This window comes from Perspicuibacillus lycopersici (genome assembly GCF_025660475.1).
Taxonomy (GTDB): domain Bacteria; phylum Bacillota; class Bacilli; order Bacillales; family Caldibacillaceae; genus Perspicuibacillus; species Perspicuibacillus lycopersici.
On sequence record NZ_JAOUSF010000001.1, the window covers coordinates 272,410 to 299,252 of the forward strand.

At 35.5% G+C, this 26,843-nt stretch carries 23 protein-coding genes; 1 reads left to right on the plus strand and 22 read right to left on the minus strand.

Annotation, left to right across the window (positions count from 1 at the left end):
• Window positions 1–300: 300 nt before the first annotated feature.
• The 20 genes from murG to OEV98_RS01400 form a co-directional block, all read right to left on the minus strand.
• Window positions 301–1,425 (minus strand): undecaprenyldiphospho-muramoylpentapeptide beta-N-acetylglucosaminyltransferase, encoded by a 1,125-nt coding sequence (gene murG / locus OEV98_RS01305; RefSeq protein ID WP_263071333.1) that lies wholly within the window; start codon window positions 1,423–1,425, stop codon window positions 301–303.
• A 500-nt stretch (window positions 1,426–1,925) separates the two neighbouring features.
• On the minus strand, window positions 1,926–3,026 hold the full coding sequence (spoVE, locus tag OEV98_RS01310) for a stage V sporulation protein E (protein ID WP_263071334.1): 1,101 nt from the start codon (window positions 3,024–3,026) through the stop codon (window positions 1,926–1,928).
• A 79-nt stretch (window positions 3,027–3,105) separates the two neighbouring features.
• Window positions 3,106–4,458, minus strand: a complete 1,353-nt coding sequence (gene murD, locus OEV98_RS01315; RefSeq protein WP_263071335.1) for a UDP-N-acetylmuramoyl-L-alanine--D-glutamate ligase — start codon at window positions 4,456–4,458, stop codon at window positions 3,106–3,108.
• Window positions 4,459–5,433, minus strand: coding sequence for a phospho-N-acetylmuramoyl-pentapeptide-transferase (gene mraY / locus OEV98_RS01320; RefSeq protein ID WP_263071336.1), 975 nt, complete (start codon window positions 5,431–5,433; stop codon window positions 4,459–4,461).
• Window positions 5,434–5,436: 3 nt separating this feature from the next.
• Window positions 5,437–5,865, minus strand: a complete 429-nt coding sequence (locus OEV98_RS01325; RefSeq protein ID WP_263071337.1) for a hypothetical protein — start codon at window positions 5,863–5,865, stop codon at window positions 5,437–5,439.
• A 214-nt stretch (window positions 5,866–6,079) separates the two neighbouring features.
• On the minus strand, window positions 6,080–7,543 hold the full coding sequence (locus OEV98_RS01330) for a UDP-N-acetylmuramoyl-L-alanyl-D-glutamate--2,6-diaminopimelate ligase (RefSeq protein WP_263071338.1): 1,464 nt from the start codon (window positions 7,541–7,543) through the stop codon (window positions 6,080–6,082).
• Window positions 7,544–8,012: 469 nt separating this feature from the next.
• The gene (locus OEV98_RS01335) at window positions 8,013–9,926 is read right to left on the minus strand and encodes a stage V sporulation protein D (protein ID WP_263071339.1); all 1,914 of its coding nucleotides are present in this window, start codon (window positions 9,924–9,926) and stop codon (window positions 8,013–8,015) included.
• Window positions 9,927–10,299: 373 nt separating this feature from the next.
• Window positions 10,300–12,516, minus strand: coding sequence for a penicillin-binding protein (locus tag OEV98_RS01340; RefSeq protein WP_263071340.1), 2,217 nt, complete (start codon window positions 12,514–12,516; stop codon window positions 10,300–10,302).
• Window positions 12,513–12,875 carry a cell division protein FtsL gene (gene ftsL / locus OEV98_RS01345; protein WP_263071341.1) on the minus strand — a complete coding sequence of 121 codons (363 nt, stop codon included), beginning with the start codon at window positions 12,873–12,875 and terminating at the stop codon, window positions 12,513–12,515. Before ftsL ends, OEV98_RS01340 begins: the two co-directional genes overlap by 4 nt.
• A 13-nt stretch (window positions 12,876–12,888) precedes the next feature.
• A complete protein-coding gene (rsmH, locus tag OEV98_RS01350) occupies window positions 12,889–13,830 on the minus strand; it encodes a 16S rRNA (cytosine(1402)-N(4))-methyltransferase RsmH (protein ID WP_263071342.1) in 942 nt (313 codons plus the stop codon).
• 65 nt (window positions 13,831–13,895) lie between these two features.
• A complete protein-coding gene (gene mraZ, locus OEV98_RS01355) occupies window positions 13,896–14,327 on the minus strand; it encodes a division/cell wall cluster transcriptional repressor MraZ (RefSeq protein ID WP_263071343.1) in 432 nt (143 codons plus the stop codon).
• A gap of 294 nt (window positions 14,328–14,621) precedes the next feature.
• Window positions 14,622–16,241, minus strand: a complete 1,620-nt coding sequence (bshC, locus tag OEV98_RS01360) for a bacillithiol biosynthesis cysteine-adding enzyme BshC (protein ID WP_263071344.1) — start codon at window positions 16,239–16,241, stop codon at window positions 14,622–14,624.
• Between the two features lie 280 nt (window positions 16,242–16,521).
• Window positions 16,522–16,911: a DUF3397 domain-containing protein gene (locus OEV98_RS01365; RefSeq protein WP_263071345.1), complete on the minus strand. Its 390-nt coding sequence runs from the start codon at window positions 16,909–16,911 to the stop codon at window positions 16,522–16,524.
• On the minus strand, window positions 16,911–17,810 hold the full coding sequence (locus OEV98_RS01370) for a 2-dehydropantoate 2-reductase (RefSeq protein WP_263071346.1): 900 nt from the start codon (window positions 17,808–17,810) through the stop codon (window positions 16,911–16,913). The genes OEV98_RS01365 and OEV98_RS01370 overlap by 1 nt, the downstream gene beginning before the upstream one ends.
• A 206-nt stretch (window positions 17,811–18,016) precedes the next feature.
• The gene (locus OEV98_RS01375) at window positions 18,017–19,567 is read right to left on the minus strand and encodes an acyl-CoA carboxylase subunit beta (RefSeq protein ID WP_263071347.1); all 1,551 of its coding nucleotides are present in this window, start codon (window positions 19,565–19,567) and stop codon (window positions 18,017–18,019) included.
• 104 nt (window positions 19,568–19,671) lie between these two features.
• On the minus strand, window positions 19,672–19,884 hold the full coding sequence (locus OEV98_RS01380) for an acetyl-CoA carboxylase biotin carboxyl carrier protein subunit (RefSeq protein ID WP_263071348.1): 213 nt from the start codon (window positions 19,882–19,884) through the stop codon (window positions 19,672–19,674).
• Between the two features lie 9 nt (window positions 19,885–19,893).
• Complete coding sequence (locus tag OEV98_RS01385) at window positions 19,894–21,225, minus strand: acetyl-CoA carboxylase biotin carboxylase subunit (RefSeq protein WP_263071349.1); 1,332 nt, start codon at window positions 21,223–21,225, stop codon at window positions 19,894–19,896.
• A 251-nt stretch (window positions 21,226–21,476) separates the two neighbouring features.
• Complete coding sequence (locus OEV98_RS01390; RefSeq protein WP_263071350.1) at window positions 21,477–22,097, minus strand: RsfA family transcriptional regulator; 621 nt, start codon at window positions 22,095–22,097, stop codon at window positions 21,477–21,479.
• Window positions 22,098–22,472: 375 nt separating this feature from the next.
• Window positions 22,473–22,646: a 50S ribosomal protein L32 gene (rpmF, locus tag OEV98_RS01395; protein ID WP_263071351.1), complete on the minus strand. Its 174-nt coding sequence runs from the start codon at window positions 22,644–22,646 to the stop codon at window positions 22,473–22,475.
• Between the two features lie 35 nt (window positions 22,647–22,681).
• Window positions 22,682–23,218, minus strand: coding sequence for a YceD family protein (locus OEV98_RS01400; RefSeq protein ID WP_317633780.1), 537 nt, complete (start codon window positions 23,216–23,218; stop codon window positions 22,682–22,684).
• 394 nt (window positions 23,219–23,612) lie between these two features.
• Between OEV98_RS01400 and OEV98_RS01405 the strand changes: the two genes are divergently transcribed.
• The gene (locus OEV98_RS01405; RefSeq protein WP_263071353.1) at window positions 23,613–24,839 is read left to right on the plus strand and encodes a nucleotidyltransferase; all 1,227 of its coding nucleotides are present in this window, start codon (window positions 23,613–23,615) and stop codon (window positions 24,837–24,839) included.
• A 62-nt stretch (window positions 24,840–24,901) separates the two neighbouring features.
• Here the strand turns inward: OEV98_RS01405 and OEV98_RS01410 are convergent, their stop codons facing one another.
• The gene (locus OEV98_RS01410) at window positions 24,902–25,921 is read right to left on the minus strand and encodes a SepM family pheromone-processing serine protease (protein ID WP_263071354.1); all 1,020 of its coding nucleotides are present in this window, start codon (window positions 25,919–25,921) and stop codon (window positions 24,902–24,904) included.
• Window positions 25,918–26,706 (minus strand): patatin-like phospholipase family protein, encoded by a 789-nt coding sequence (locus OEV98_RS01415; protein ID WP_263071355.1) that lies wholly within the window; start codon window positions 26,704–26,706, stop codon window positions 25,918–25,920. The genes OEV98_RS01410 and OEV98_RS01415 overlap by 4 nt, the downstream gene beginning before the upstream one ends.
• Window positions 26,707–26,843 lie beyond the last annotated feature (137 nt).

Here is a 26,843-nt window from a genome sequence, read left to right on the forward strand (position 1 = left end):
CTTCCATTCTAATAGTCGGTATTAACGAAAATAGGCGGAATACAACGAAACAATTGTTAATCTTTACTACCTTACATTTGAAATTCATCAAAATGTGATGCTACCAAAAACCTAAATATCCTATTAATATCCACTATTATAACACAGGTACAGAGCGAAATAACGAGAAACATCATCCTACTTTTTACCTATTATTTCTACTAATCTTTACATATCCGTCGATAATTGAGTGGAATTTTCAAACAATGTTTTACAATTTTCACGAAAAACTATGCTAATGTAATTTTTTTTGGCGATTTACTAGAACTTTTGATAGAGCTTCTTTCTTTTACTTAAATAAATTAGTTCTTTACAAATTCGATACAGCCGATCACTAGCATCTTGAATACCTAGTTTTTTTGTAGCCTTCTGCATTTTCACTAATTCATCCTTGTTTCCAAGAATTTCATCAAGTTCTTCTAGTAATTTAGACCCAGATAAATCTTTTTCTAATATAACGACAGCTGCTCCAGTATTTCGCAAAGATTCGGCATTTTTCTCCTGATGATTATTTGTTACGTACGGGCTAGGAATTAATATACTTGGCAGTCCGAGAGAGGTAAATTCAGCTAGTGATGTTGCTCCTGCACGTGATACAACTAAATCAACTCCAGAAAGTACTTCTGGCATATTGTGTATAAATGGAACAATAAACACATTATCCGGATTTCCAGCAGCCTCCACTTCCTCAAGAACCGATTGATAGTGTACCTCACCCGTTACATACAACACCTGGTAGTCTTTCTCACGTAAACTTGGCAACATATTAATTACCGCTTCGTTTATTGGTCTTGCCCCACGGCTACCGCCAAAAATCAATACCGTTTGTTTTGTTAATGATAATCCAACCGATTGTTTTCCTTTTATTCCATCATGACCTAATACTTCTGTTGCACGAGGATTTCCAGTAAATTCTACTTTTTCATTTGGAAAATAGGCAGCTGCATCTGGAAATGCAGTAGCAACCTTGTCTACATATCTACTTAAAAATTTATTTGTTAATCCCGGAATACTATTTTGTTCATGAATGATTGTAGGAATTTTTAAGGAATGCGCAGCATAAACAACAGGACCACAAACATAACCACCCGTTCCAATTACGATATCCGGTTGAAAATCTTCTAAAATTTTTCTACTTTTATTCACACCTGTAATAAAGCGAATCACTGTTTTTATATTATCAAATGATAATTTACGTTTGAATCCTGTAATATTTATCGTTTCAAATCGAATTCCTGCCTTTGGAACAATATTACTTTCTAAGCCTTTTTCTGTTCCAATGTATAATATTTCACTTGTTTCGTCCTGCTCTTGTACCATCCGAACAAATGCTAATGCAGGATAAATATGTCCTCCGGTACCACCGCCACTAACGACGATTTTCATTTTTTCTCCACCTCGATGATAGTTTCATTTTCTTTGTTGCATTGGTAAATTTTACTAATAATTTACCCGTTAAACTAGTGTAAAAAGTCTTATATCTAGACTGTTTTCGTATCGAACAGTATGTTTTTGTATTGTTAAGTTTCATGAATACATTACTGCCACTTATCTTAAAAAACAAAAACATGCGTATAGAAACAGCCAATCTTCATTAATAGTAACCATCTTACTACAATACTCGATAGATTTTATGAATGTTCACCAATTGTAATAGACTTTTAAAATAGAGAAATACAATTGTTAAACTATGACAATTTTATATCTTCCACTGCTGTATCTCAATAAAAAATTTAGGTAATATAAAACATCTTTTAAATTGACCATTCATGATTAAAACAGCAGGAAGTTTTTCGGCAGCCTCGCTGTTGTACAATGAAGATTTCTTATCACATAAATCGTAACAAAAAAAAAGAACTAGTTTGCACTAGCCCTTCTACCGCCTACTATATTCGAGAATATCTACTTATATTTAATAATATCCCAACAGCTATTAGCATCAGTGTTAATGACGATCCTCCATAGCTAAAGAATGGTAAAGTAATACCTGTTACAGGAATCAACCCTGTTACAACCCCAATATTAATCATTACTTGAATCGCAATCATAGAAATAATACCGACGGCTAATAAACTACCGTACAAGTCAGGAGCATTTAGGGCAATCCGAATTCCTCGCCACAATAATAACGCAAATAATAACAGGACTAATGAGCCCCCGATAAATCCGAGTTCTTCCGCTAAAATAGCAAAAATAAAATCGGTTTGTGGTTCAGGTAAATAAAAGAATTTTTGTCTACTTTGGCCAAGACCAAGACCAAACAACCCGCCAGGTCCTATAGCGAATAAGGATTGAATAATTTGAAATCCATCGCCTTGTGGGTCTTGCCAAGGATCCATAAAAGCAGTGATCCTTTTTATTCGGTAAGGTGCGGAGGCAATTAAAGCTACAAAACCCGCTACCCCAAGTAAGCCGAGTCCAACAAAATGCAATATCCTTGCGCCAGAGATAAAAATCATAATAATACACGTTCCTATCATAACTGTGCCTGTGCCTAAGTCTGGTTGAAGCATAATTAAACCGAACGCTGTAAATACTAAAGTCAGTGTTGGTAATAGGCCTTTTTTAAACGAAGTTATTTTTTTCTGATTAACCGATAAGTATTTTGCTAAAAAGATAATCATCGCAAGCTTCATAAACTCTGATGGCTGGATGGAAAAAGCACCGATCCCGATCCAACTACGTGAGCCGTTTCGAACATTACCAATTCCTGGTATAAGAACAGCTATAAGAAGAACAAAACAAATGATTAAAATTACTTTTGACCATGTCCGCCATGTCCAATAATCAATATTCATGATAAAAAACATCGCGATTACCCCTACTACCGCAAACAGTAATTGTCTTTTGGCAAAATAGAAGGAATCCTCAAAATGATAATCAGCCCATATTGCACTTGCACTATATACCATTATTAAGCCTAGCGATAGTAAAGATAAAATAATCATTACGAGAACAAAGTCCGGAGCGGATTTTTTCATTGGCAAGCAATTCACCTCATAACATACAAATTTGAGCCTGTCCACTCCAAAATACGCTTGAAACTCAACAACAAAAGACAAGCTCCTATTCTAGCTTATGCACTGCCTGAATAAAAATGTCTCCTCTAATTTCAAAACTTTTATATTGATCCCAACTAGCACAAGCTGGCGATAATAAAATTACATCTCCTTCATTAGAAAGAGAATATGCCAGTGGAACGGCTTCTTCCACATTATCGACTGTCAGAACAGATTCTATCCCCGCCATTTGACCTAATTTTTTTAGTTTTTCTTTCGTTTCACCGAATGTAATCAACGCTTTCACATTTTTTAATGCTGGAAGTAACTCATCAAATTCATTTCCACGATCTAAACCTCCAGCCAACAATATCGTTGGTTTAGAAAATGCTTGTAATGCCACTTTCGTTGCTAAAATATTGGTAGCCTTTGAATCATTATAAATAAGACGTCCATTCAATTCCTTGACAAATTGTACACGATGCTTGACTCCATGGAAGTTCGTTAATACTCTTTCAATCGCATTATTTCCGACACCAACAATTTTCGCCGCACTGATAGCCGCTAAAATATTTTCTAAATTATGCTTGCCAGGCAAGACAACTTTATCATAGGAAATAACCGCTTCTCCTTTAAAATAAATAACTCCATTTTTAAGACTCGCACCATTTTGTAAATAGTCCTTTGTTGAAAATGGGATGACTTGTGCCGTTGCTTCTTTCGCAATTTCCCTACATTCTTCTTGATCATAATTTATGATAAAGTAATCCGATGATTGTTGATTTCTAAAAATATTTTTCTTTGCTTTTACATATTCTTCTCTTGTCCCATGGTAATCAAGATGTGCTTCATACAAATTGATAATAATCGCGATTTTCGGACGGAATTTTTGAATCCCCATTAATTGAAAAGAAGATAATTCAATCACGATATTATTATCAGCCGTCGCGTTTTGCACTACATCCGAAGCAACTGTACCAATATTTCCTGCAATTAATGGCTGCTTGGATCCTTCCTTTAAGATTTCATAAATGAGTGTAGTAGTAGTCGTTTTCCCATTTGTGCCAGTAATTGCAACAAAATCCGCTTCCGAAATCCGATAGGCAAGTTCTACTTCGGTAATGATTGGTAATTCTCTATTTAATGCATCTTGAATCAACGGATTCGTATAAGGGATGCCCGGATTTTTCACAATAAGTTCAAATCCTTCATCTAATAGATCTTCTGGATGCCCCCCACAAATCACCTTTATCCCTTTCTCTAATAAACCTTGGGCTTCAGGATTTTCAGAAAAAGGCTTTTTATCATTTACGGTTACATACGCACCTAATTCATGTAAAAGTAAGGCAGCACTTACACCACTTTTTGCTAACCCTAACACTAATATTTTTTTATTATGATAATCATTTATTTTTTTCAATTATAACCACACCTCTATGTATATTCCTAAGGCAGCAAATAATAAGCCAACCGACCAAAAGGTGACAACGACTCTCCATTCTGACCAGCCAACCAGCTCATAATGATGATGCAATGGACTCATTCGAAAAATTCTTTTCCCCGTAGTCTTAAAGGAAATTACTTGAAGAATAACTGATAATGTTTCAATGACAAACACGCCACCAACAATTACTAATAATAGTTCAAGCTTTGTTAAAATAGCAACCGTTGCAATAGCCCCACCTAATGCAAGTGATCCAGTATCACCCATGAATACCTTCGCTGGATGGGCATTAAATACTAAAAATCCGAGAACAGCACCAACAACTGCTACAGAAAAAATGGCAACATCGTATTGCTCCTGATTCCATGCCAAAATGGCATAAGCACCGAAAGCAATTGCAGCAGTTCCCGAAAGTAATCCATCCAAACCATCTGTTAAATTTACTGCATTGGAAAAACCAACTAACCAAAATAGCACAAACAAGAAATAGAACCAGCCTAATGATATCGAATAATCAATAATTGGGATTTCTATCGTTGTTGGCAAGCCAGATTTTTGATAGATTAAGTAAAAAATAATCGCAATAATGATTTGCCCAAGTAGCTTTTGCTTAGAAGTTAGCCCTAAATTACGCTTCATTGCTACCTTAATATAGTCATCTAAAAAGCCTAGTATGCCAAATCCTACCGTCACAAGTAGGAGAAGATAAATTTCAACGGATATTTCTGCATATCGCATTGCCATCAACAAGGTAGTAATAATAATGGAAACTAAAATCATAATACCACCCATTGTTGGTGTCCCAGTTTTCTTTTGGTGTGATTTTGGTCCCTCTTCCCTAATACTTTGTCCAAATTTTAGCTTCCTAAGAAATGGAATAAAAATGGGGGAAAGGAGAACAGTTATTAAAAATCCAATAAGAATTGTATAAACTACTGCCTGTTCTGACATTTCTTACTCCCTCCCTTTCCATGCGTCCATTAGAACGATTAATTGTTGCCGATTATCTTTTGGGGAATAGATTACTGTCTTTTTAGTATCCCCATACTTTTCATATACTAGAAAATTTGTCGTAATATTTGATTGGTTCATGACAAATTGTTCGATTAACTGAAGTGCTGCTGAGTTTATATTGCTAACAAAAAATATCGGAAAATCATTTGGAATATATTTAGGCAATGACTTACTTTTTTCCCAAATTGCCGCAATAGCTCCTTGGTAAATAGCTTGTTGCAAATCCTCTTGACCTTCTAGTGGGATAAAAAGCCCTTTTGGCTGCTCTTCATAAACCCCAAACGACATTGTTTCAAAGGCTATATTATCATTTTTATATCCTTTTGTATCTGAAAAAAGATGATGAACATCTTTGTATGTAATATTCATTTGTACAACTCCTCTACTTCCAAAAACGAGCTTTTATTAAATTATTGATTTTATGTTCTCGAATAAATGATATTTTTTGTAAATCGCCCGCAGACTGAATACTCTCCGCTTTTTCGTGAAGTCTACCCATATTCAGTCTGCACAAGCATCATATTTTTTTATCTATCGAAACAATAAATTTATTGAATACATTGAAATTAATCAATTTTCCTGCTTATACTCGATTGCGAATCGCCTCTCTTGCTACCAAGCGATCGTCAAAGTCTAGTACTTGTTCTCCAATAATTTGATAGGTTTCATGGCCTTTTCCTGCGATTAACACGATATCATCTTTGCCAGCTTCATTTATTGCATATTTAATGGCGTCTTTTCGGTCAATAATTACTTTATATTGCTTATCTGTTACGCCCGCTTCCATATCTTTTAATATAGCCTGTGGATCTTCACTTCTTGGATTATCGGAGGTGAAAATTGGATCTGTTGCATACTGACAAGCAATTTGTGCCATAATCGGCCGTTTTGTCTTATCTCGGTCACCGCCACAACCAACAACAACGAATACTCTTCCCTTTGCCATCGATTGAACAGTAGTTAAAACATTTTCTAAGCTATCTGGTGTATGCGCATAGTCCACGATGACAGGAAATTCCTGATGTTCATTTACTAATTCAAATCTTCCTGGAACTCCTTGAAAAGTAGATAGTCCAGTCACAATATCTGCAAGTGGTAAACCATAACATAATCCTACCGCAATAGTTGCTAATGTATTATATACATTAAAAATCCCAACTAAATTAACATGGACCACACTTTCTCCTACAGGAGTTTTCACAGAATAAGTAGTTCCTTTATTGGAAAATTGAATATCAAATGCCTTCACATCTGCAGCTTGTTCAATACCGTATTTAAGAATATGGGCAGATGTAATACTTTCATAATAGCTTGATGCATCATCATCAGCGTTCAATACTGCAAATTTCGGATGTTTTGTGTCATATTTATTTCCGAGTCTGCTAAATAATAAGCCTTTTGCCTGCTTATATTCATCCATTGTTTTATGATAATCCAAATGATCCTGGGTTAAATTCGTGAATACTGCTACGTCAAAATCGCTTCCCCATACCCTTCCATTAACAAGGGCATGTGATGATACCTCCATACTTACCACATCTGTTATGGAGCGAACCATTTGATGATACGTTTTTTGCAAAGTTAAACTATCCGGAGTTGTATTTTTCGTTTCAAAAGTATCTTCTCCGATTTTTGTATATAAAGTACCAATTAGACCCGTCTTTTTCTTGCCTTCATTAAATATATGCTGAACCATATGACTAACCGAAGTTTTACCATTAGTTCCTGTTATTCCAATCAAATACAATTTTTGTGATGGATGTCCATAAAATGCGTCTGCTAAAATAGCCATTGCGCGATTCGTATCTGGAACGGAAATAACCGGTACATCTACTTTTACTGGTTCACTAGCAACAATCGCTACCGCACCTTTTTCCACAGCAGCTTGAGCAAAAGTATGACCATCAAAAATAGAACCTTTAATACAAATGAATAAAGTCCCCTCCATCACTTTCCGTGTATCTTGCTCAATCGATAATATTTCTGGATTATGATCACCAATTTGCTTAGCAAATGGTAAATATTCTAATAATGAATGGAGTTTCATTACAACATCTCCTTTAAACATAGGGCATCTGTACGTGCTAATTATGTGTCTCAAGTAGAAACACAGCATATTCCCCGTTAAGCTAATTAAATCTACTGCAAGACCTATGTATATTACTTGTACCTCACATTAGACAGTTTAAATTCTTATTGGGAAAAATTAACCACCATTCATTTTACATGAAACCATTATTTTTTGCTATGCTTCTTTTTATATATATTCCTTTTCTCTTAAAGTTTGCCCAAATTATTTCATTTTCCAATTATTTATGTACCGAGCTTACGAAAATTCATATCTTTCTTTTCTTTTTACGAAAGCTGTGTTCTGTATAAAGTGTTGCAAATTAGAAATAACTCACAGACTGACATTCCATATTTCTTATTGCTTGCAGCCTGCCAATCAATAATCCTTTAAAAAGCAGCCTTACAAAAAAACGACGCAAACGGATGCGTCGTATTTGGAGGCTTGTTTATTCTAGATATATACGGATGGTAGAACCCTCTTTAAGTTTAGTTCCTGGTGCTGGGTCTTGCTGTACTACTTTATCTCCTTCTCCCTCAGCTTCAATTAATAAATTTACATAAAGCTCGGAAATTTCCTTTTTAGTTAATCCGACAACGTTTGGAACTTCCACCATTGGCGTATCTAACCAAGTCATTTCTTTTTCAATTTGATCTTTTCTCGGTTCTACCTTCATCACACGTAAACTATCCTCGATAATATTTCCTACAATCGGAGCAGCAACAGTACCTCCAAATTGGACGGTACCTTTTGGATTATCGACAGCTACATATATAACAATTTGTGGATCATCTGCTGGTGCAAAACCAATAAATGAAACGATATGATTATTTTCTAAATATCGACCATCTTTCGCTTTTTGCGCAGTCCCTGTCTTTCCTCCAACACGATAGCCATCGACAAAGGCGTTTTTCCCTGTTCCTTGAGCTACGACACTCTCTAATGCATACCGGAGTTTTTTTGATGTTTCTTCAGATATAACTCTACGTTTTTCTACTGGACTATTGCGCATAACGACTTCCCCTGTTAAAGGATCGACCAATTCCTTTGCAATATATGGCTGATATAGTATACCACCATTTACCGCAGCGCTTACTGCTGCAACTTGCTGAATGGGTGTCACAGAAACCCCTTGACCAAATGCGGTTGTCGCTAATTCGACTGGTCCAACATTATCTACATTAAATAATATTCCACTCGCTTCTCCTTGAAGGTCAATTCCAGTCTTTTGCCCAAAGCCAAAGTCATGTATATAAGAAAATAATGTTTCTGCCCCTAATCTTTCCCCTAATTCAACAAATCCTGGATTACAAGAATTTTGAACTACCTCTAAGAAAGTTTGGCTACCATGGCCACCAGACTTCCAGCAATGCAAATGTGCTCCAGCTACTTCTACTTCCCCAGGGTCATAAAAATGATCATTTTCTAAATCGACTTTTCCTTCTTCTAGAGCAGCTGCTAACGTAATGATTTTGAACGTTGATCCAGGCTCATACGTACTCCATATTGGTAAGTTACGATTATATACTTCTGGCGAAACATTTTGATAATCAGTAGGATCAAAATTTGGTCGAGAAGACATCGCTAAAATTTCCCCATTTTTCGGATTCATTGCGATAGCTATCGCTCCATCTGGTGAATAAAGCGATTCTGCATTGTCCAGCTCCCGCTCAACAATCGTTTGAATCTGCGAGTCAATCGTTAATTTCAAATCCAAACCATCGACAGGTGGTTTATATTCATCTGCCATATTTTCCATTCTTTGACCTTTTGCAGTCGAATAAAATTGGACAGAACCTTTTTCTCCTGATAATTCCTTATCGTAGGATAACTCAAGACCCATTAACCCTTGATTATCAATCCCAGTAAATCCGAGTACATGTGACAAATAATCTCCAAATGGATAATAGCGTTTGGAGTCTTCTGCAATATAGACACCCTTTAAATTTAAATCCCTTACTTCATTGGCTTTTTCACTAGTAATTTTTCTTCCTTCTGGAATTCGTTCAATGCTCGTTTTTTTAGTTAAATGTTGATAAATTTTTTCTGTTGAAGCATCTAGCACATTCGCTAATTTTTCAGCCGTGTCGGCTGGATTTTCAATTTGCCTTGGAACTACATAAACTGTTGGTGCACTGACATTTGTTGCTAATGCAACCCCATTGCGATCAAGAATTTCACCCCGTTTGGATTCAAATGGGATTTCTCGATTCCATGAGCTTTTTGCTTTATCTGTTAACATGTCGCCTATTACAAGCTGCACAAATCCAAGTCGCAAATCAATAATGAAAAAAATGATAATCCCGAAAAGTAAAGCAAATGCTAATCTCTTTCTCACCGTCACTTGGGATACCCGTCGCATGTTTGCCGTACCTCCTTACTTTTAACTCCATTCATTATATGCTTGTACGATATTGCATAGAACAAGCCTTAAGTGAGATATGTACCTTATTCTAAAAAGCTAACGTTAGTGAATAGATTAACAAACTAAATATGTGGCTTATATCACCTAAAATGTTAATGAAAGGCTGTTTCGATATAAATTGTTGCTATTTGTAATAACCCGTAGAGAAATACACTCCACTCAATATTTAAAATAAGTTCTTACCTTGTTAAATAACAACAATCCATTAGAAACTGCATAATTAAAAATGGAAAAAAAGGTCCGACTGAGCATATTCATGCTTTGTCAGACCTTCCATATTGTATAGACGTAAAAATCTACTACACTCCATTTACTCTGTATTTGAATCCTCTGCGTCCTGACCTTCTGTTTGTTGACTTGCCTCAAGCTGTTCTAATGGGCTTTGTAATTTTACGTTTATGACACTATCCTTCGTTATTTCTGTTCCTGGTTTTATACTTTGCTCGGTAATATAGCCTGTTCCTTCTGTTTCGAACGGAATCGACGTGGCAGATACAAATTTCATAAAATCAGCTAATGACCAATTTTTCATATCTGGCATCGTTATTTTTCCGTCCGTTATAACTAGTATTTTTTCATTGTTTAATAGTTTAGTATCTTTACCAGGGACCGTTGTTTTAATTGTTTTTCCATTGCCAATGATTATCGGCTGTAAATTAAGCTCTTTTAAGGTTGCTTTCGCTTTCTCCGTGGAGACTCCTGCCAAATCTGGTAGCTTATTGGATTCTACTGCTTCCGTTTCTACATCTGGTTCAATATTTAAATATTGTAAACTATTTTTCATCACCGGATTAAAAATTTTTGAAACAGGAACAGATCCTCCCTCATATTTATCATCATCTAAATCCGGCTGTTGGACCATCACATAAACAATAAGTTCTGGATCGTCTTTCGGCGCTGTTCCAATGAAAGAGAATACATAATTATCGTATCCATCTAAATATCCACCATTTACACTATCGTAAATTTGAGCAGTTCCAGTTTTCCCAGCAACATCATAGCCTTCGATATTAAACAGCTTCCCTGTTCCGTTCTCGGAAGTAACTACCGTTTGTAGTACATCTAAAACCTCACTTGCAGTATCAGCTGATATCGGTGTACCAACTTGTTTTGGACCGTAATTCTTCACTACTTCACCATTAGAATCCTTCATTTTATCAATGACATACGGTTTCATCATTTTACCGTCATTGGTAATGGCAGTCATTCCTTGTACTAACTGTAATGCCGTAACAGAGGTTGCTTGTCCAAATGCAGTCGAAACTTTGTCAATTGGCCATTCATATTGAATATGTCCACTCGCCTCATTTTCTAATTCAATTCCAGTTGGCTGACCAAACTTAAATTTATCCAAGTATTCACGAAATGTTTCATCCCCTAGCTTTTCTAACAAATAAGCAAAAGCAACATTGGAGGAACGTTGGACACCTTCTAAAAAGGTGATTCTTCCCCAACCAACATTATTATGGTCCTTAATTGGTCCACCAGGTACTTTGTATTGGCCAGATTGATATTTTTCGTTTGGATTAAATACTCCCTCTTCAATCGCAGACGCTAATGTAAATACTTTCATTGTTGAACCTGGCTCAAATGGCTCTTCAACAATTATATTATTCCAGTTATCACTTATTCCTTCACGTGTATTCGGATTAAAGGTTGGTCTTTGAGCCATCGCAAGAATTGCACCAGTTTTTGCATTAGCTACAATTGCCATCATCTTTTTCGGTTCATAATCCTCCTGCACTTGATTCATTGCATCTTCTAAAAATGTTTGAATTTTTTTATCGATTGTTAAATAAACATCTGTACCATTTTTAGGAGCTTTTACAATTTCAGAATTAGCATTCGGTAAAATATAACCCCAAACATCACTTTTATATTGAATTTTTCCATCATGTCCTTCTAAATAGGAATTTAATGTTTTTTCTAGTCCTAATTGTCCAACAAGCTTATCTGAGTTATCATCCCCATTTGTAAAGCTGGCGAAGCCTAATAAATGGGAAGCAAATATACCGTTAGGATAAGAACGCATAGATTCACGAATAAAGGTAATTCCTGGTAATTTCAATTGATCAATCTTTGCTTTCGTTTCATAGGAAAGATTTCGACCCGCTTCACCAAATTCTACTTGAAACACATCTTTTTGCGTTAATTTTTTATAGATGTCATTTTCATCCATTGCAATAACATTACTTAATGCTTTTGCTGTATTTATCGGATCTGCAACATGATTTGGCACCTCTGCCCCTTCTGGTGTTACAGATGGATCCAGTATTGCAACCAACCGATAGGCTACTGTATCCGTTGCTAATGGTTCACCCGTACGATCAAGAATGGAGCCTCGGGCAGCTTCCAAAGTCCTTTCTTTTTCGTACTTTTCTGCTGCGTAGGCCGCTAATGCTTTGCCTTCTGCATGGCCAGTTATTTGAATGACGAAGAAACGATACGTTATCGAAAAAAAGAGCACGCTAAATATTACAAATAATAGCGCTGCCCTTTTGTTCATACTAGGACGTTTTTTATTCATTTGTTATTTTGAACAACCTTTACATTATTTTCGTTCATTGTTAATCCTTGTTTCTTCGCTGCATCTAATAATCGGCCATATTCACTTAACTCATCCACCTGTGCCTGTAGATCCTCTGTTACTCGTTGTTGATCCGTGATGTCTGACTGGATAATTTGAATTTGTTTATTTACTTTATATATTGCTGCCTGACTTCCAATTATTTTAACTGAAAATAGAACCACCATAGCGACAAATAAGATATAAAAGAACTTTTCCCCTTTTGTAACCTTGCTTTTCTTAATTACTGTTGTCCGTCTCTTTTCTTGCTGTTGATGTTGCACTTCTTCCCTTTGCAGTTGTCTGGCTAAATTACTCATTTTCAGTCCCTCCCTAAATATCCTTTATTTTTTCCGCTATTCTCAATTTAGCTGATCTTGCTCGATTATTATTTTCTAATTCTTCCTCTGTAGGAACAATTGGCTTACGAGTAATAATCTTTAATGCGGGCTTGTACTCTTCTGGGATAATTGGTAGACCAGAAGGAAGTGGTGGTAAATCACTATACTTCTTATAAATCGATTTTGTCATTCGATCTTCCAAAGAGTGGAAAGTAATTACCGATATTCTCCCACCAATTTTTAAATGATGAATACTTTGCTCCAAAGATTTTTCAAATGCATTTAATTCATCATTTACTGCAATTCGAACCGCTTGGAATATTCGTTTCGCCGGATGACCACCTTTTCTTCTAGCCGGAGCAGGAATTGCTTCTTTAATTAATTCCACAAGCTCTCCGGTAGTCTCAATCGGAGCTTTCATACGAGCACTTTCAATTTGACGTGCGATTTGTTTAGAAAACTTTTCTTCCCCATATTGAAAGAAGATTTTCACTAATTTTTCATATGGCCATTCATTTATGACTGTCTTAGCTGAAACATTAGCGCTTTGATCCATTCGCATATCTAATGGTGCATCATGATGATAGCTGAATCCTCTTTCCGCAACATCTAGCTGAGGGGAGGACACACCTAAATCGTATAAAATCCCATCAACTTGAAATACATTTCGCGCCTCTAGCTCATCTTTTATATGAGTAAAATTATTATGTATTAATTCCACTTTATCGCCATATGTTGCTAGCTTTTGTTTTGCATTCTCGATTGCAATTAAATCTTGATCAAATGCATATAATTTCCCATTAACGGAAAGCTTTTTTAAAATTTCTTCACTGTGACCAGCACCACCAAGTGTACAGTCAACATAAATTCCATCGGGCTTTATATTTAATCCTTCCACTGCTTCGTGTAATAGGACTGTTTTATGCTCAAACATGATGCTCCCTACCTTTCTTTACACACCTAACATTTCTGTAACGTGAAACTCTCACTATTTTTTCCTTATATATCAAAACCAATCATATTTTCTGCAATTTCTGCGAAGGAATCCTCTGATTCTGTAAAGTAATCTTCCCAAATTGGCTGACTCCAAATTTCCAGACGATTAGAAACGCCTACTACAACACATTCCTTTTCGATCTTTCCGTAATTAATGAGAGTGGCAGGAATATTAATTCGACCTTGTTTATCTATTTCACATTCTGTTGCTCCAGAAAAGAAAAATCGGGAAAATGCACGGGCATCTTTTTTCGTTAGCGGGAGGGCTTTTATTTTTTCTTCAATGATTTTCCATTCGTCCATTGGGTATCCGAATAAACATTGATCTAGACCGCGTGTTAATACAAAGACATCGCCTAATTGTTCGCGGAATTTAGCCGGAATAATAATTCGGCCTTTCATATCAACATTATGTCGGTATTCACCCATGAACATGCCCTATCCCTCCACTTCATACCACAAATGTACCACATTCCCCCACTTTTCTCCACTATTTTTTTAATTCTATTTAAAACATACGATTTCCTTCTAAAAATTGTTAGAGCTTCCTTAATACTTTTATACAATGATTGCTATAAATCGACTTTTTTACAAAAGATAGATTTTTCCATTTGAAAACAGCTTGCAAACAAAATAAATTCCTCTCAAGAAGATCGTTCCATATTTAAAAGCGAAAAAAATAAAACAGTCCTTTAACAATAAAAAAAATCTGCCTCAAATAGAGACAGATTATAATTTTACAACATAATGCTTACCATTTACTTCAAACGGTAGCTTTACAAGCTCATCCAATATATCAAAACCATAACGATTGAAAAAATAGAAGATATTCCAACATCGTTCTTGTAATCCGTTTAATGGATGCAAGGATTGTTCAATGCGATCAAATTTCCGTAATAATATCTCATGTTTCTGTTTAACTGTACCTTCTACTTTATTTTGCAAATAATCAAGCTGACTAAGCACATATTGGCTATTTTTTTGAACAATTGGTTCCAAACTTTTATCGAAATTGACAACTTTAGTTGCTGCTAGCTGGTATTTTTCTGTTATATCTGATCGGATTTGATTAATAAAAGTTTCCAATTGCTGATCCTTTAATTCATCTATTTTCTTAGCTTTTTCATATTGAACCCCATTCACGATTGCATGGTCAATGGAAATTCCTAATTCCTGTAAGTCTGCCTCCACATTCCTTTCCAGTAAGGAAATATTTAAACGTGGAACGATTGGTGGCATTTTTAAATCAAGAAGCTCAAAGCAGCCTTTTAATTCAGCCCAATATGCAATTTCTCCTGGACCAGCAATAAAGGCAATGGTCGGAAACAACATTTCTTGCATAATCGGACGAGTAACAACATTATTACTTAAAAGCTCAGGATTTTCTTTGGCGATTTGGATTAATTCTGCTTTTGTAAAGGAGACTCCCTTTCCAAAAACTCGTTGCTCTGCTTTATTATAATGTAGTAATGTTCGTTCTCCATCTTTTTCATAAAACAACTGAATGCTTTGTTCTTCCGAAACAATTGCTAATGAATGTCCATTGGATTGAATAAAATGTTGCTGCTTTAGCAAAGCATCGGTTATTCGCTCACTATTTTCAATTAATGCAACGAAATATTCACTTTCAATTTTTCTTAATAATGGATCTGCAGAATCGACCATTAATAATCCATAATGCTTAAATAATTGGTTTGTTATATATGTAAAAAATTGCGTGTATGTATCTGATACAGATAAAGCTTCATCTAATAATTGAATAATTTGCTTAGAAAATTTTGTTTCGCCGAAAGTAGCTACAACATCTAAATACCAATCATGCAGCTTTTCTTTATCTAGTTTCACCTTAGATACCATTTGTTTATCTGTAATGCTCCTTTGGTGAAAGGCTTTTTTCTTGAAGCGATTATCTTCTACTGTATATACATGGTTCACTTCAAAAATGTCATGATCTTCACCAGCTATCCAGAAAATAGGAACAACAGGTACACCTAAAGTTTTCTCTTTTTCTTTTGCTAGCACTATGATCGATAGCATCTTATGTATGGAATAAAGGGGACCTGTTAAAAGTCCTGCTTGCTGGCCACCGACAACAACGACACTATTCGGTTGCTCAAGCTTCGCTAATGATGCTTCAATTTCTTCTGTTAAGGAATATGGCTTCATAAAGGAACGAATATGTTCCACTAAAAGGCTTCTCGGAAATACTCTTTCCATTAATTCTGAATAACGCTTTTTATCATCCTCCACACTACGGAAGGAATAATGAAAATAGGACACATCCTCATTCGTAATATATTGTTTTACGAGTGAATTACTAGGTTCTATATTAAGTTGGAGCATTTCCATGCAAAGATTCTTCCTTTCTACTTCTTGTTCAATTACTCTGAGTATAACAGAGGATTGACTGAATGAAAAAAAACTTGATTGGAAAACCGTAATTTTCCAAAGTAAAGTTGAGAATACCTCTCTTTATGTTAAAGACTGTTTCTAGATAGATTATTGCTATTTATAAAAGGATCGTTGACTGAAAATACACCGCCTTCGCAGTCTTCGTGTCTTTACTCTGCTATGCGTTCCATTTAATAAACCCTTCTCTTGAATTAACAACATTCCTTTAGAAAATGGCCTATGTTAAAAACGTAAACGCACTAGAAAATACACCAAAAATGATTAAAAATACATACAAAGTGAAATACAAAAGAAAACTAAAGCGCCAAAATCCCCGAAAGATTTTTCCGTAATTTAATTCTCCTTTTAGTTTCCAATATAAATAGGCAAAGCATAAAGCTGTTAGAAGTAGTAATAGAATCAATAATGACAGTAATGATTTTTCCCAAACCGCTAAAATAATAAAATGAACCGATAAAATAAAAAATAATGTCGTGCTATCTGCCGAAATCTGAATCGACCTACGTGTATCATGAATCCAATATTTTGATAGAAAGAAGATGATAACAAATAATAAGACTGGTGCAATGATAAATATTGCTAGAATACTGGAAAGAAATGAAGCCACTACTCATCCCACCTTTTATATTCCATTCCTTTGATGGAAGTGTATAAAAACTGTAAAAAAGGAACGGATTGCTTTTGAATTTCTGCTTTATTTCGTAATACCCCAACAATTCCCTCGATTTCCGTTTGTCTATGTTCCAAAATATCCTTTAACATGGAGGAATAATTGTTACTTGTACTTTGACAAATCGACACTATGGAGGCAAAATACGTATCCTCTAGCTCCTGCAAGCAAAGCACTTGAATAATTTCCTGAAAAACTTCTTTTAATAGTTCAAAATAATAGTTATTGGATAGTAAATCCCCATTCTTTATCCGAAGCAAGGCGGTTAAAGGATTAATGGCTGCATTTACGACTAATTTACGGATAAGCATTTCATTGTAATTTGCTTCTATTTCAAAAGGGAAATTGGACATTTGTAATGTATTTTTTATTGCCATTAATTTCTGCATATCACCTTTATATGCTGCTACTCTTGTCGTGCCAAAACCAGTATGTTTAACCGTAGAAAGCGATATCTTCAATGCCCCATGCTCCACAACACCTAGTAAAATATTATCATGTTTCATTTTTTGTAAATAGTCCAAATGCCCCATGCCATTTTGTAAAAAAAGCAGCGGTATATGCTGTGGTATTTTATCCAATATTGGTAATAGCTCTGGCAAATGATATTGCTTTACCGTTACTAATACTAGTTCATCGGCAACTCGTTCAGTGGAAAGCTTCGCATGTATATTTGACAAAATACTGCTATCTTTTTTTTGAAGCGTTATACCACATTGATTAATCATATTCACTTGATTAATAGTCCGACAGTATAAAGTGACTTGATGATTTTCACTTAAATAACAAGAAAATAAAAGGCCGATAGAGCCACCACCGATTATACCAATCTTCATCCTTTTTTCCCACCATTCAATAATCCTTCTTTTATATTATCAAATTATCTAGTAATCTTGTTAATATTCTAGCCGAAAAATAACTTTTTTCTGAATATAGCAAGAAAAAGCACAGGAGTTTTTACACCTCCTGTGCTTTTTTAAGACAATATAGTTAATTTTCCGCCATTATCAAAAAACAACCTATCGCTTATTTATAAAATAGATTATACCGGGTAGACAGGATGTTTTTTCTTCTGTACAAGTACTTCTTTTGTCTCATAAAGTTGAAAACGATTGATTAAAACATTTCGTAAGTCATTTGCTGCAACAATTTCATCTACAATTAATTCCGAGGCGAGCTTATAAATATCGATATGTTCTTTATACTCATTCTGTTTCTTTTGGATAAATGCATATTTATCCTTCGGATCTATTATCTCCTCAATTTTCTTTGCATATACAGCATTTACGGCTGCCTCCGGTCCCATTACCGCGATTTGAGCTGTAGGCAGTGCAAGGCAAATATCTGGTTCAAATGCCGGGCCAGCCATTGCATATAAGCCTGCACCAAATGCTTTACGGACAATGACGGATATTTTCGGAACAGTTGCCGAACTCATTGCAGCAATCATTTTTGCTCCGTGGCGGATAATTCCATCCCGCTCCACTTTAGAACCAATCATGAACCCTGGTACATCTGCCAAAAACAATAAAGGAATATGGAAGGCATCACATAACTGAATAAACTTTGCAGCTTTATCCGCGGAATCTACAAATAGTACGCCACCTTTTACTCTCGGTTGATTTGCTACTATCCCGACCACATTCCCATCGATTCGGGAAAATGCGGTGATTAGCTCAGGAGCGAATAGTTTTTTCATTTCAAAAAAGCTATCCTCATCAATTAATGTATTAATACAATCGTACATATTAAACGGAGCGTTTGGATTTTTAGGAATTAATTTTTCCAACGGTTCCAAGCTTGCTTGTTTTGCACCATCTTTCTTTTCTGGCTTTTCTGCATAATTTTGCGGAAAATAATGCAAATAGCGCTTCGCTACACTAATTGCTTCTTGTTCCGAAGCTACTAAGTAATCTCCACAGCCACTAACTTCGCAATGCATTCTTGCTCCACCCATTTCCTCTAACGATACCCTTTCACCAATTACCTTTTCCGCCATTCGTGGGGAACCTAGATACATTGAGGCATTTTTATCAACCATAATGACGATATCGCAAAAGGCAGGGATATAAGCTCCTCCAGCAGCAGAAGGTCCAAATAACAGACAAATTTGTGGAACCATTCCACTCATTTTCACTTGATTATGGAATATTCTCCCTGCTCCCCGTCGATTTGGAAACATTTCTAGTTGATCCGTAATTCTTGCACCAGCTGAGTCCACTAAATAAATAATTGGGACTCTCAAATTCATTGCAGTCTCTTGTATACGAACAATTTTCTCCACTGTCCGAGCACCCCAAGAGCCCGCCTTTACTGTTGAATCATTTGCCATCACACAAATGGTTCGACCATTCATTTTTCCGATTGCAGTCACTACTCCATCTGCAGGAAGTTCGCCTTCTTGGAAATTAGCAAAAGCCCCATCCTCTTGATAGCTGCCATTATCAAACAATAATTGCAGTCGCTCACGGACAAAGAGCTTATTTTGCACTTTTAACTGCTCATGATACTTTGGGTTTCCACCTTTTCTTATTTTCTCCACATTGCGCTTTAATTGAACAGATAGTTCTTCTTGCACAGTGTCCCACCTCATTTCACTACTTTATCAAACTCGCAAAAATAGCACACAAAGGATTGCACGCAAACAGTTAATTCTCATAACCAACTCTTTTCTGCCAAAGAAAAATTAAAGCCCAATTACACTAATTTCAAAAGCCTTTCTGCTTCATTGACAAAATCTCCTTCAGTAACATAGATTTCTTGAACAATTCCACTATGTTCACTTTCAATCGGAATTTCCATTTTCATAGATTCTAATATTATTACTATTTGACCCTTTTCAACCGTGTCACCTTTTGAAACTAACAGTTGAAATACTGTACCTGCCATTGAAGATAAAACTTCCATCAAAATAACCTCCTATTCCTTCATTTTCTCTAAAAGATTTGTGGAATGCGTACCATTTATAAAAGACTCGTTTTCTAGAACACGTAAAAATAACGGGATATTTGTTTGAATCCCTTCTACTGTTGTTTGTTCAAAAAAATCACGTGCTCGTAAAATGCATTCCTTTCTTGTTTCTCCATGAATAATACATTTCGCAATTAATGGATCATAGAATGGTGTTACTTCATTTCCTTCTCGATAACCTGAATCAATGCGAAGCGAGCCACTTCCCCATTGAAGCTTTATCAGCTTCCCGGGCGAAGGTAAAAAAGAATTCGGATGTTCCGCATAAACTCTGAACTCCATTCCGTGTCCCTCAGCATGAATGTTCTCTTGTTTCAATGGAATTGCTTCGCCACGAGCAATGCGAATTTGCCATTCCACTAAATCTAAATTCGTAATCATCTCGGTAACCGGATGCTCCACCTGCAATCGTGTGTTCATCTCTAAAAAGTAGAAATTCCCTTCCTCATCCATAATAAACTCAACCGTACCCGCATTTTTATATTGAACTGCCTTTGCTGCAAGTAATGCTATTTCATAGAGTTGCTCCCGTTGCTTAATACTTAAGGAAGGCGCTCGTGATTCTTCCACCACTTTTTGATTTCTCCTTTGCACTGAGCAATCGCGTTCAAATAAATGAACATATTGGCCAAATCTATCACCAAATATTTGTACCTCGATATGGCGTGCATTTTCTATGTACTTCTCAATAAAGATATGGTCTGATCGAAAATTTGTTTTTGCCCTTGCTTTAACAGAACGAAAAGCGGCTTGGAGCTGGCTCTCATTACGGCATAAAACCATCCCAATTCCACCACCACCTCCACTTGCCTTCAACATTACAGGATAACCAATTGATCTAGCAACGCGACTTGCCTTCTCTGCGTTTTCCACATTCCCTTCACTTCCAGGAACGACTGGCACACCTGCTCTACTCATAATTTCACGAGAGGATATTTTATCTCCCATTAAATGGATAGTATCTGCATTTGGTCCGATAAAAATAAAACCTTGTGCTTCTACCTTTTCAGCAAATGTACCGTTTTCGGATAATAATCCATATCCTGGATGAATAGCATCCACATGAAATTGATTGGCAGCGGCTAATATATTGTCCATTTGTAAATATGATTGTGCGACAGGAGACTTTCCTATACAAATAGCCTCATCTGCTGCTTGAACAAATGGCAATTCTTTATCTGCTTCTGAATACACTGCAACTGTTTGTATCTCCATCTGGTTGCAGGTTCGAATAATTCTAGATGCAATTTCTCCTCTATTTGCAACTAAAATTTTTTTCATCGAATTCTCCTTTCAAACAATTTATATGAAACAAACTATCTGAAAACGCTTCCTATTTTTTGTAAACAAAATACCAGTCTTCAAACATTGTAACTAATTATTTTCGGCCGTTTACTGATGGAGTGTTATTATTTGCTTGATGTAGAATGAATGGAAGTAGTTTCTCTTTTGGAAAAGCTTCTATTATCACGGATGAAACAAGTTCCGAGCGAATGAAATAGGTGGAGAAATTCTCCACCAGCTTACCTCTATTATTTTTTCAATGCTTCTAAATTACCATTTGGATCCATTTGAAACTTCATTTTCACCTGATTTTCTTCTTCTTTTACTGCCAGTTTTCTTGCCTTTTCCATAATTGTTAATAATGCTAAGTAATCATCCTTGATTGCTTTATTTTCTTTCTTCAGCATTTGATTTTCTCTCTTTAATTCTTGTACTTCCAATTCTAAAACAAATAGTTTTTCCTTAAATTCTTTCAATTGCTCAGCAGATTGGCGTAATTTTTGCTGCTTTTCGTTGTAATCCTGCAAATAATTAATGACAGATTCGAATGACAAGCTTTTCTCCTCAGAGTTCGAAAGGTCTGGAACCTCTACTTCCGCGTCGGTAAATAATATCTTTTCTTCTTCTGTTTGATTTTTTTTCTTCAAATCTTTTCTTTGCTTCTTAGAAAGCTCAATTCCCGTTTTATATTGTTTTCTTACTTGTGAATTCCACCGAAATCCGCAGGCTGCAGGAGTTCGACTTAATTTCTTGCCTACTTCTTCAAATGCTTTTAATTGCGTACTTCCTTCTCTTATATGTCTTAATACAACCTCTGCCAAAAGTAAATCTTCATCTTTCGTCCAAGCATCTTGACGCACAGTTGTCATATTTTTCCCTCCTAGAGCAAAATTCATTTTGTAATAAAATATATATGCAACTAGTAGAAACGGTAGACTAGAATATATTCTATTAAGCATGTCTTTTATTCCGGTAACTAGTGATTACGTGAGGAATGTATCTCATATTTAGAGGAAATAACTTATAAAAATGGGAATGGCTTGAGTAAGGTTTATACAATATAGGAGAATATAGAAAAGCAGGCACTATTTTTCATTTAAGTGACTGATAATAAAGATGGATGATCTGTGGATAATGATAAGCGATAGACTCGCTCTTCGAAGCATAACATATGGAATATCGTTATTGAGTGTAAAAAAATCTCAAAAAAAAGCCGTACATAAAATGTAGGCTTCTTTTCGACATTATTTGTTAATAACTTGGTCACCTTTATAAGTTCCACAAGCTTTACATACACGGTGAGCTAATTTCATTTCGCCGCAATTTGGACATTCTACCATACCAGGAACCTGTAATTTAAAATGTGTACGACGAAGACGTTTTCTAGTTTTAGATGTTCTTCTAAATGGTACAGCCATGTTTCCCACCTCCTTAAAAAGTTTCGGAGTTAAATTTACTCATCATCTTGATTTAATAATTTTGCAAGTTCAGCTAATCGGGGATCAATTTTTTTCGATTGATGTTGTTCCTCTTCAGAAATATATTCCCAATCTTTCCCTGATTGTAGGGAAGCAGGAACATCCTCATCTTCATCACCTAAAACTTGCAAAGGTATTTCTATTAATATTAATTCTTCTATAACTGGTAATAAGTCAACCATTTCCCCTTGAATTAAATGAAGCTCCCCATCTGGATCGATATCATATTCAGAAACATCGTAAAGAAAAGTTTCAACCGAATGAATATCGATTGGATAATGAACATCATTAAGTGTTCTTGAACTTGGTAAAACCAATTCACCAGTAATATGCAAATGAAAGGTCACTTCTTTTGAAGTAATATCGACCGTACTTTTTACCCGAATAGGTGAAATAGAACGGATTTGCGGATCTCTATTTTTAATGGAATCCAGATTGATTACTTCATCAATTTCTAACCCTTTATTTCTAAATTTTTGTAATTGAGTCATTGACCATTTCAAGACATTCACCCCTAAGGCAACAAAGGTTATTATAGCTTTCCTATATCCATTTGTCAATATTTTTTCTTTACACTCCAAAAGTGGTAATGTAAAAATATACATAGTAGATATTAACTTATTTTACCTATAAATGCCAGTACATTTATTTTTACAAGTTGTCACAACTAGAAAATAGTCCGCAGACTGAATACACTCCGCTTTCCTACGAGATTCCTAAGCGCTTTCAGTCTGCTTAGCAGTTCATTTTAAAATTTCTTACACATAAAATACCTTTTATTAAAACATAGCCCTTCGTTTTTTAAATACTTACTATATTATCAACCTGTTTGAAAATTTTGATTCACTTTCCTTGCGATATTGGAGAAGATGTAAATAAAATAAAATCAAATTGTTGGAGGTTCTTATGATAAGTTCTGGTATTGTTGTGGAGTATAATCCATTTCACAATGGACATGCCCATCATTTGTTTGAAACAAAAAAACGCACAAATGCAGATTGTATTATTGCAGTAATGTGTGGTAATTTTCTACAAAGAGGAGAACCAGCATTAGTATCAAAATATTCTCGTGCAAAAATGGCATTGGAAGCTGGTGTTGATCTTATTGTGGAATTACCTTACGCCTTTGCAACACAGAAAGCAGAAGTATTTGCTACTGGCGCCGTACAAATTTTATCAGCACTAGATTGTAATTACCTCTGTTTTGGTAGTGAGTCTGGAAATATTGAATTATTTAATAGCACATTACAGTTTATGAAGGAACATCAATCAGACTTTGATTTTTTCGTTCAACAATTTATGAAACAAGGGTATAGTTATCCAAAGGCAACCGCTCTTGCCTTTCATGAGCTACAAACGAACGAAGCAATAGTTGATCTTGCACAACCAAATAATATTTTAGGCTATCATTATATGAAAGCTATTCATGACTGTCAGAGTAAAATGATTGCTTTAACCATTGAAAGAAAAAATGCAGGCTATCATGATCAAATGCTCTCAAATACATCCATCTCTAGTGCAACAAGTATCCGTAAATCATTATTCGATAAACAGGCGACATTAGAGGAAATCCGTTCGTCCATCCCTATCACTACTTATCTAGAATTGGTTGCTTTTCAAAATGATTACGAAACCTTTATTCGGTGGGAAAATTATTGGCAATATTTAAAATACCGTCTGTTACAATCTGAACCTGCCGAGCTACGAGAAATATATGAAATGGAGGAAGGATTGGAATATCGAATGCAATCCAATGCAAGACAGGCTAGTAGCTTTCAAGAGTTTATGGAAAAAACAAAAACGAAACGATATACATGGACAAGATTACAACGAGTATGTACCCATATATTAACAAACAGTAAGAAAGCAGAAATGAAAAAAAGAAGTAAAGGAGCAGAATATATTCGCCTGCTTGGGCTGTCACAGAAAGGGAGAAAATATTTAAAGGAAAAGAAAGAACTAATTTCCCTCCCTGTTGTTTCAAAATTATCTGCTGTAAATGAAGAAACCATTCGTTTAGACGTAAAAGCTAGTCATGTATATTCCTTTGGCTACCCTGCTCCAATCGGGCAAAAATTAATCGAGCAAGAATATAGCCAGCCACCTATTATAAAACCCGAGGCAACTGTTTAGTATGTCTCTCCTTTTCTAACAAAAAAGCCTCACAAAATCATTCGATTTGGAGGCTTTCCTTATTATTTTTTTGGTTCAAGCTCGTTTAAATAATTTATTGCATCGTCAAATGTATCAACTGGAACAATTATCATATCTGTTCCTATATCTTTCGCTGTTTTTACTGCATTTTGATAATTTGATGTTTTTGCTCCATTTTCGTTCGGTGCAAAAAAGATTTCCGCTCCTGCTTTATCTGCTGCTACAATTTTTTGTTCGATGCCACCTATTGGACCAACTACTCCATCAACAGATATCGTACCTGTTCCTGCAATTGCGTATCCTTTTGTAATATCTTCTTCATTCAACTGATTATAAATTTCTAAAGAAAACATTAATCCTGCCGAAGGGCCGCCAATTTTTTCTGTATTAATCTCGACGGAAGGATCTGTCTTCACTTCTTTATCATCGACAAGTCCAATACCAATACCTGGTTTTCCGATTTCTTCAATCTCATCAATCGTAATATTTTTCTCTATCGTTTCATCGTTTCTAGTAAAGGTGACCGAAATAGTATCCCCTGCTTTTTTTCCTTGAATATACTCGGTAAATTCCGCAGATGAGTGAAAAGCATGATTATCTATTTTTGTTATTCGGTCTCCCGGGACTAATATGTCAGTAGCAGGTGCATTCTCTAACACACTTAAAACATATATTCCTTTATAATCAACATGTACTTCTTTTCCAGCTTTTTCAAATGCTACTTGTAAAGCACTTTCTTGTGAATCTTCCATATAGTACAGCTGGCGAACATTGTATTCCTCATCTGTTTCATCTTCGTATCGAACATCTTCCAGTGGATATAGCTCGTAGTATTTATTAAATTTTGTCATAAGATAGGAAATGATGTTCGCTTGCCCCATCCAAACGGTAGTAAGCATTAATTTTCCTTCTGCATCATAGCCATCTTCCACATCAATAACGGTATCAATTTCCTCTGCCATACCTGGTCTTGACACATAATAAGGAAGGGTATATAAATTTAAAAATAAGACGACGATAACTACAAGTACTAGCGCAATAATTGTTCGTTTTTTATTCACTGATGTGACTCCTTCCACCTGCTAATCAAGGATTTAATAGTATCAATATATTTTTTAGCTGCTTCTTCGCCTGCTAAAATAATTTCTGTTGCTTGCCCAAAGGAATAGGACCCAAATTGCTCAACAATTGGCTGGATCATAATATCAGATTGGTTCTCGCGATTTTTCACCAATTCCAATTGCATTATATCAATGCTTTGTAAAATTACATCATAGATAGTAGTTATCGATGCATTTTTTTTCAAACCTGCAACATCAACTGCTATGATGATTTCTGCACCCATTTCTTTCACTACCGAAACAGGTACGCGATCGATTACCCCTCCATCAACCAATACTCTTCCATTCCAAGTTTCCGGTACAAAAATTCCAGGAATCGCAATACTTGCCCTTACTGCATCTGCAATAGGTCCCTGTTTAAAAATCACTTTTTCTCCTGTATGGATATCGGTTGCTGTAATAGCCAATGGGATCGATAAATCTTCAATATTTTTATTATACGTAAATAATCGAATAAAGTCTTTAATCCGATTACCAGCAATAAAACCAAGTTTTGGGATAGTAATATCTAAAAAGTACTTTCTTTTGAAAGCACTTGTGATTTTAAGCATTTCCTCTACATTGTGACCGGCAGCATAGAATGCACCAATTAAAGATCCAATACTACTTCCTGCAATCATATGGATAGGAATGTTTGCTTCTTCCAGAACTTTTATAACACCAATATGTGCGAGTCCTCTCGCCCCCCCTGAACCTAATGCTAGACCTATTTTTGGAAAGTCCACGTGCTTCCTCTCCTTTTTTCTCGACTCAAGAATATGTATGCAAAAAAGGAAAGGATATGAATCATCAAATGTGCTGACGAAAAAAATATACTTCTTTTTTATTCAGCAGATTCATAGACTGTTAATGGTAAGGACAT

Coding starts and splice junctions, on each gene's coding strand:
- murG (WP_263071333.1), bottom strand. CDS start 1,425: ATGAAAATCGTCGTTAGTGGCGGTGGTACCGGAGGACATATTTATCCT.
- mraY (WP_263071336.1), bottom strand. CDS start 5,433: ATGTCAGAACAGGCAGTAGTTTATACAATTCTTATTGGATTTTTAATA.
- OEV98_RS01325 (WP_263071337.1), bottom strand. CDS start 5,865: ATGAATATTACATACAAAGATGTTCATCATCTTTTTTCAGATACAAAA.
- OEV98_RS01330 (WP_263071338.1), bottom strand. CDS start 7,543: ATGAAACTCCATTCATTATTAGAATATTTACCATTTGCTAAGCAAATT.
- OEV98_RS01335 (WP_263071339.1), bottom strand. CDS start 9,926: ATGCGACGGGTATCCCAAGTGACGGTGAGAAAGAGATTAGCATTTGCT.
- OEV98_RS01340 (WP_263071340.1), bottom strand. CDS start 12,516: ATGAATAAAAAACGTCCTAGTATGAACAAAAGGGCAGCGCTATTATTT.
- ftsL (WP_263071341.1), bottom strand. CDS start 12,875: ATGAGTAATTTAGCCAGACAACTGCAAAGGGAAGAAGTGCAACATCAA.
- rsmH (WP_263071342.1), bottom strand. CDS start 13,830: ATGTTTGAGCATAAAACAGTCCTATTACACGAAGCAGTGGAAGGATTA.
- mraZ (WP_263071343.1), bottom strand. CDS start 14,327: ATGTTCATGGGTGAATACCGACATAATGTTGATATGAAAGGCCGAATT.
- bshC (WP_263071344.1), bottom strand. CDS start 16,241: ATGGAAATGCTCCAACTTAATATAGAACCTAGTAATTCACTCGTAAAA.
- OEV98_RS01370 (WP_263071346.1), bottom strand. CDS start 17,810: ATGAAGATTGGTATAATCGGTGGTGGCTCTATCGGCCTTTTATTTTCT.
- OEV98_RS01375 (WP_263071347.1), bottom strand. CDS start 19,567: ATGAGGTGGGACACTGTGCAAGAAGAACTATCTGTTCAATTAAAGCGC.
- OEV98_RS01385 (WP_263071349.1), bottom strand. CDS start 21,225: ATGAAAAAAATTTTAGTTGCAAATAGAGGAGAAATTGCATCTAGAATT.
- OEV98_RS01390 (WP_263071350.1), bottom strand. CDS start 22,097: ATGACAACTGTGCGTCAAGATGCTTGGACGAAAGATGAAGATTTACTT.
- rpmF (WP_263071351.1), bottom strand. CDS start 22,646: ATGGCTGTACCATTTAGAAGAACATCTAAAACTAGAAAACGTCTTCGT.
- OEV98_RS01405 (WP_263071353.1), top strand. CDS start 23,613: ATGATAAGTTCTGGTATTGTTGTGGAGTATAATCCATTTCACAATGGA.